The sequence below is a fragment of the Alkanindiges hydrocarboniclasticus genome, assembly GCF_001982605.1.
Lineage (GTDB): Bacteria > Pseudomonadota > Gammaproteobacteria > Pseudomonadales > Moraxellaceae > Alkanindiges > Alkanindiges hydrocarboniclasticus.
On sequence record NZ_MLCN01000026.1, the window covers coordinates 1 to 6,611 of the forward strand.

The following is a 6,611-nucleotide window of genomic DNA, read 5'->3' on the forward strand; positions in this document are numbered from 1 at the left end:
TTTGGCTCAATTAGGGGCGCTTTGCATTTCAAATCTTTGTGCAAAAAAGCTGTTTGAATAAAAACTTATCTATGTACCTTCAATTTTAAGCATGGTTTGATCCTATCTTTTCAAATAAATGGCCATGCAATACTCAGTAAAAATAATAGCCCTAATACGGCGCAACTCATTTGCCAAAAACGCAAAGGATCTCGTTCAATGATTGCTGGTGGTTTAGAGTTTAATAATTCTTTGGAAGGATGCATTAGATTATGAATGAGTTCAGATAAGGCCTCAAAACGATGTGTCGGTTCAATACTCAGCGCTTGGCCTAAAATTTTATCTAACCATATAGGTAAATCAGGCCGATATTTCCTGATGGAATAGTATTGAACTTTTTTAAGCTGCTTTAAACTGTTACAGCGAGCTAAATCTGTCCCATAAGGTAATTGTTTGGTCAGTAAATAATAGGCCATTACCGCCAAAGAAAATTGGTCTGAATGTACAGATGGCGAATGATCAATAAAATACTCCGGTGCCATAAATGCTAAGGTTCCGAGTGGTCGATTCGCATTTTTAGGATTAATTTCGACCAGGCCTCTTACTGCTGTTGAACCATAATCAATCAGTTTAATTTTCATGGCACTTTCTGTATTTAAAACCATGATGTTATTTGGCCGTATATCCTGATGCAGCATCTCCAGCCGGTGCATTGCATTTAAAGCCAAAGCTGTTTGTTGCAAAATTGGTAAAATCTCATCGAGATTTAAAGGCTTTTCCTGGCGATGCAGCCATTGAGCCAAAGTTTCACCCTGTAAATATTCATAACATTGGAATAAATACTTTTTCTCAGTGTTATGTGGATAACACTGCATCAGGTTATCATGCTTCAGACGTTTTGATACCCAATCTTCGAGTTGAAATTGCTCTACGGCATACTTATCTTGCTGTAAATCTACCCCCAAAGTTTTTATAACCAAAGGCTGCTGCTGAGTATCGTGTGCCAAATAGAGGCAACTGCGATGATTTTGGTGCAAAATCTTATCAATCACATAGCCTTCAAAAATTTCACCTTTACTGAGCTGTTGTGGAAATACATAATCCTGCTGAATATGAAACTGATTCAGTTCAGGCAACTGTTCTACAAGGATCACCTGGAAACTTAAGTTATCATCACTGCCCTGTTCTAAAGCTTTTTCAACTAATCCTTTGGCAAGTTGATTTAAATCTGCATCTATTAAAGTTAAATCTAATAATTGTTGATCTGTGACAAATTCATAGACCCCATCGGTCATTAGTAAAAAAATATCTTTTTCTTTGAGTTCAATATTTCGATAATCAATTTCAATACGATAATCCGCACCTAAGGCTCGACTAAGATAATGCTCTTTGGAAGACAACCAGACACGATGATCATGGGTTAGTAATTCAATTTCATGATCGCGAATGCGGTAAATACGACTATCACCAACATGAAAAACATGGGCTTGTTGCTGTTTTAAAATCAGTGCAGATAAGGTACAGACATACCCTCGGTCTTTATCAAAACGTCCTTGACTTTGTTGAGTCTGTGCATAAAGCCATGAATTGGTCGCGCGGATCACTCGTTCTGCTGAAGTCTGTGTACTCCAGGCATCTGAAGTAGAATAATAGTCAGATAAAAAACTACCAACGGCTGTTTCTGCTGCAAGATGACTGACATTACTGCTACCGATTCCATCCGCTATAACACAGGCAATACCTTTCAGTTTCAGCACATGTCCTTCGGGCAGATATACTCCATGGAAATCCTGGTTCTGTTGTTTAACTCCGGCAGTAGAATATTGCCCAATACTGACTTTTAATGTTTTTTTCATGCTGAAAGCTCAAAAAGGGATCTATATGATCCCTTTATAAAATGATGAATGTTAAAATTCTTTTTTAACACCAGTACGGACATGGGTGGTATAAAGTGCCAGACCTGTTAATGCCAAACCACCCACCAGATTACCTAAAGCAACCGGCAGTTCATTCCATAGGAAGTAGTCAGCAATCGAGAAGTCACCGCCCATCATCATGGCAAATGGGAACAGGAACATGTTCACGACAGAGTGCTCAAAGCCCATGGCAAAGAACAGCATAATTGGCATCCACATGGCAATAAATTTGCCACTCACCGTAGTAGACATCATCGCGCCAATGACACCTAATGACACCATCCAGTTACACAGCATGCCACGGATAAAAATAGTCATCCAGCCGGCGAATCCGTATTCGGCATAACCTAATGTCCGCTCCTCGCCAATATGCGCAATTTTTACGCCGACAGGGTTTGGATCCGCTGCAAAACCCATGGTATAAACCGCTGCCATGAGCACCGCAACGACTAAACAGCCTGTAAAGTTCCCTACAAACACCAAGCCCCAGTTTTTTAGAATACGTCCCCATGTCACCCCTGGGCGTTTATCTAGCCATGCCAGCGGCGTAAGTACAAACACCCCAGTTAATAGGTCATAGCCCAATAAATACAACATACAAAAACCAACTGGAAACAGGAGCGCACCAATCAATGGTGATCCTGTTTGCACGGCTATGGTAATGGCAAATACCGCTGCCAAGGCCAGAATGGCCCCTGCCATAAAGGCACGAATCAATACATCACGGGTTGCCATATGCAATTTGGATTCACCCGCATCTACCACTTTTTTTGCAAACTCTGCAGGAGCAAGATATGCCATGTTGTCGTCCTCTTTTTCAATATACAGACCTGTTTTTCAAAAAAAAGACGCCTAAGATCAATGAAGACCTTAGGCGCCGTTGCCTTAAATGCTTGAACAGTTAATGGTGAATGGCGTCATTGCCATATATCTCAAAGTACAAGCAAAATCTATGCCATAAAAAATTATTAATCTTTTAATTATTCACTGTCTTATTGAGCATAAATTTTAAAATGATAATTGGCATGATATCTGCATCATCTACTCCGCATAACAATTTGTTTAAGAATCATTTGGAGAGGATTATGATTACCCATCGTCAACAAGTAACTGACATGATCATTTCAGCGAAAGTTTTAAAATCAATTAAATGGTCAGATGTCGCCAAAGAAATAGAACTTTCTAAAGAATGGGTAACCGCCGCATGTTTAGGTCAGATGGCTTTTAATAAAGAGCAGGCAGAAAAAATCGGTGAAATATTTGGATTGACTGATGAAGCCATCGCCTGGCTGCAAATCGTACCCTATAAAGGTTCTCTGCCAACTAGCGTGCCGACAGATCCGCTGATTTATCGCTGGTATGAGGTGGTCAGCGTCTATGGTATGACCATTAAAGAACTGATTCATGAAGAATTCGGAGATGGGATCATGAGTGCTATTGATTTCAGTATGGATATTCAACGTGAGAATAATCCAAACGGAGATCGGGTGAATGTCGTATTGTCTGGCAAGTTTTTACCTTATAAAACCTATTAATTAATCGTTTGATAAAGCCATCATATTGATGGCTTTTCATTTCTTCGTAAGGAGATCTTTTATATCACCGTCTTTATCCTTATTTAATTTTGACTATACACTGATGTGTGTTGATAAAAACGGAGGCTTTCGCTTGGGAGGATTCTAGACAGCCAACCTGTAAAAGTCCTCTGCCATTTGATTTGGTGTCTTAAAATCCAATCCTTTTTGGATTCTTTGCTGATTATAAAATAGCTCTATGTATTTTGTAATATCTGCTTTCGCTTTTTCCCTCGTTTCATAAGTACGATGGTGTATAAGTTCATTCTTTAATATGCCCCAGAAGCTTTCAATTGGTGCATTATCAAAGCAGTCTCCACGCTTACTCATTGAACCTTGAAAATCATATTTTTCAATCATATTTCGATATACATGACTGCAATATTGACTGCCTCTGTCTGAGTGAACAATTAAGCCTTGTGGCGGTTTTTGATTCCGAATAGCCATTTTAAGAGCATCACAGACCAACTGTGCTGTCATACGTTCATTTAGACTATAGCCAACAACCTGCTTTGTATAAAGATCCTTTGAAGCAGCCAGATATAGCCATCCTTCGTTTGTCCAAATGTAGGTAATGTCACTTACCCACGCGTGGTTTGGAGTGCTCACGTTAAATTTTTGCTCTAATAAGTTTTTGTAGACGGGACGGTTGTGATCACTGTTTGTTGTTCTTTTAAAGCGCTTATGGCGCTTGCAAAAGAGTTTATTGACCTTCTTTATTGTACGTACTGCATATTGGCTAATTTGAACACCTTGAGCGTGTAAATGCTTACTCAGGCGAATATAGCCATAGCTTTCATTGGTCTCCTGATGTGCTATTTTCACCATGATAGTCTGCTGATTTCTTCGAATTTGTTTTTGGCTTAAGCCACTTTTCAACCACTCATAAAATCTTGATACTGAAACTTTTAACAGCTTCGCCATCATGGTGATTGGGTATGTATCTTTATACTGTTTCATGCAGGCGTACCTCACTGACTTTCTTTGGCAAAGTACGCTACTGCTTTTTTTAAGAATTCTCTTTCCAATTCCGCAGTTTTAAGTTGCTGTTTCAGCTTCTTATTTTCTTCGAGCAGAGCAGCAAGTTCAGGGGAATATTGTTGTGTTCCAACTAATGTTCCAGATTTAGCTTTGCTGTACCAATTGGAAAGCGTTTGCATGGATATGCCAAGCTGTCTTGCTGTTTCCGAAACATTGCCTTTATTTTCTTCAATCTGTTTTATAGCTTCAGCTTTGAATTCCGCTGTATAAAACTTTGGTTTTTTGCTCATGGTAAACTCCTGATGAGTACGTTTAGTTTACCAAGTGAAAGCTTCCGTTTTTATCAGCACACATCACGTGACAACCTGCTGGCATTCCCGCAAGCGAGATATTAGTACTTATCAGGAAGTACTATTTTCTAATCTGGAAGAATATGAGCGCTTGGCACGTATGATTTCTGATATGTTGTTTTTGGCAAAAGCAGAGCATGGTCTATGTCTACCCAATTTGCAGCCAGTAAAATTGGATCAGGAAGTACAAGCCCTTTTTGAATTTTACGATGCTTTGGCCGCGGAAAAAGGAATGAGGTTAGCATCTTCTGGTAAAGCAACCATTCAGGGCGATGCACTTATGTTAAGGCGTGCCTTAAGCAACTTACTCTCGAATGCACTCCGCTATGCCAAGCCAGGGACTGATATTCATGTAGTTATCGTTCAGCAAGCCTCATCAACAATAATTACCATACAAAATGAAGGGCCAACCATCAGTAAAGACCAGCAGCAACGAATCTTTGATCGCTTCTACCGGACTGATGCATCCAGACGAAGAACGGATGAGGGAGCAGGCCTGGGACTGGCAATTACCAAATCAATTGTAGAGGCGCATGGCGGTTGTATCGAGGTTGATTCAGAACGTGAAAAGACGACGTTTAAGATTAAATTATTTAAACAGGCTTCATGAACAATCAAATACCTGTAAAAATAAACTTAACCACAAAGTGCTTATCCTAAGTCAAGCTTTCGGCTAATAAATGATGTTTTCCCTACGCCATGAGTTTGCTGGTAGGGGTAAAGCAAAAGTTTATAAATGACATAAATGTAATTTTACGGTCACCCCTGCGTTACTTAGGTCTAATATAATTCGGTTAATTAAAATATAATTTTCATTTTAATGATAGGGCAATTACAGGTTTTAAAAATATAATTTCTTGGAGATAAATATCCAATATTTTAAATACGAAAGATTACTACTTAAATATATTTTAATTTAAGACTCAAAAATCAGACTTTATTTTAAGTAATTTAAAGGAGAGGATTTAAATAAAAAATATGTTTTTTATTTATTTTTCGCACCTTATCTCTATTTTAGCAAAAAATACCAATAATACCTACAATCACGTCTCGTCGAAAATCTTTGAATTTTTATTTATCTATAAGAGAACCAAAGGATGCTTTCTTTGAAAGCATCCTCTTTATATAAAAGCACCAGTCTTAAGCGGCCATTTTACGGCATTCGGCAGCACATTTACGGCAAGCTTCTGCGCATTGCTGGCAATGTTCCATCTGATGTTTACTACACTCTTCCGCGCAGTAATCGCACATTTTAGCGCATAATTCACATATTTCCTTGGTAAAAGGTGAATTTCTTTGTTGGGCGTGCGCACATAAGTCGCAGATATCAGCGCAATCCAAGCATCGCTTGATACATTCACGCATCATTTCAACTGAATCCTCATCCAGGCACAAATGTGCACATGAAGTGCAGGTTAAGGAGCACAACACACAGGCTTTCGCACATTCTGAAAGGTTAATACTATTCATTTATACTCTCCAAATTTAAACATCAAAATTGATGTATCGAATAAGCTAAATAAAAAAACCCGAATACAGAATATGCATTAAGTTACTAAGTGTAAAATTTATTAAATTTACCAATATTTTAATTTAAATTTTAGTCCCATATAATGTATAAATATTTTTTATAAGACTAGCCAACTGTAATTTAGCTCTAATTCGGCTTTACCAAAGGATTGGGTATAACCCTAAAATTAAACAAATTATGAGAAAGTTCTTATCGATAGTTCGCCTAATGACAGACCTCTAAACATCCAATCTTAATATTTAACCTGAATCGCGGATAAGGAATTGACTTGAAAAAAGAG

5 protein-coding genes and 1 pseudogene are annotated in these 6,611 nt (G+C 38.3%); 2 read left to right on the forward strand and 4 right to left on the reverse strand.

Annotated features, from left to right (window positions below; genetic code table 11):
• Positions 1-110 precede the first annotated feature (110 nt).
• Both BKE30_RS10185 and BKE30_RS10190 read right to left on the reverse strand, forming a co-directional pair.
• Positions 111-1,835 carry a bifunctional protein-serine/threonine kinase/phosphatase gene (locus BKE30_RS10185; protein ID WP_076878496.1) on the reverse strand — a complete coding sequence of 575 codons (1,725 nt, stop codon included), beginning with the start codon at positions 1,833-1,835 and terminating at the stop codon, positions 111-113.
• 51 nt (positions 1,836-1,886) lie between these two features.
• The gene (locus BKE30_RS10190; protein WP_008303564.1) at positions 1,887-2,696 is read right to left on the reverse strand and encodes a formate/nitrite transporter family protein; all 810 of its coding nucleotides are present in this window, start codon (positions 2,694-2,696) and stop codon (positions 1,887-1,889) included.
• Positions 2,697-2,980: 284 nt separating this feature from the next.
• On the opposite strand from BKE30_RS10190, the gene cynS reads away from it, so the two are divergent.
• Positions 2,981-3,430, forward strand: coding sequence for a cyanase (gene cynS, locus BKE30_RS10195; RefSeq protein WP_076878497.1), 450 nt, complete (start codon positions 2,981-2,983; stop codon positions 3,428-3,430).
• 144 nt (positions 3,431-3,574) lie between these two features.
• Here cynS and BKE30_RS10200 read toward each other — a convergent pair.
• Positions 3,575-4,740 (reverse strand): IS3 family transposase gene (locus tag BKE30_RS10200; RefSeq protein ID WP_125316795.1). Its coding sequence is split into 2 segments (ribosomal slippage): positions 3,575-4,473 and positions 4,473-4,740, totalling 1,167 coding nucleotides; the frame shifts between segments, so codons are not numbered across the junction.
• 85 nt (positions 4,741-4,825) lie between these two features.
• Here BKE30_RS10200 and BKE30_RS10210 point away from each other — a divergent pair.
• Positions 4,826-5,410: pseudogene (locus BKE30_RS10210) on the forward strand (ATP-binding protein); the annotation flags it as partial.
• A 530-nt stretch (positions 5,411-5,940) separates the two neighbouring features.
• Here the strand turns inward: BKE30_RS10210 and BKE30_RS10215 are convergent.
• On the reverse strand, positions 5,941-6,270 hold the full coding sequence (locus BKE30_RS10215) for a four-helix bundle copper-binding protein (protein WP_076878499.1): 330 nt from the start codon (positions 6,268-6,270) through the stop codon (positions 5,941-5,943).
• Positions 6,271-6,611: the final 341 nt, after the last annotated feature.

Bases quoted from the DNA above. Each gene is read 5' to 3' on its own strand.
- BKE30_RS10185 (WP_076878496.1), bottom strand. From the start codon at position 1,835: ATGAAAAAAACATTAAAAGTCAGTATTGGGCAATATTCTACTGCCGGA.
- BKE30_RS10190 (WP_008303564.1), bottom strand. From the start codon at position 2,696: ATGGCATATCTTGCTCCTGCAGAGTTTGCAAAAAAAGTGGTAGATGCG.
- cynS (WP_076878497.1), top strand. From the start codon at position 2,981: ATGATTACCCATCGTCAACAAGTAACTGACATGATCATTTCAGCGAAA.
- BKE30_RS10215 (WP_076878499.1), bottom strand. From the start codon at position 6,270: ATGAATAGTATTAACCTTTCAGAATGTGCGAAAGCCTGTGTGTTGTGC.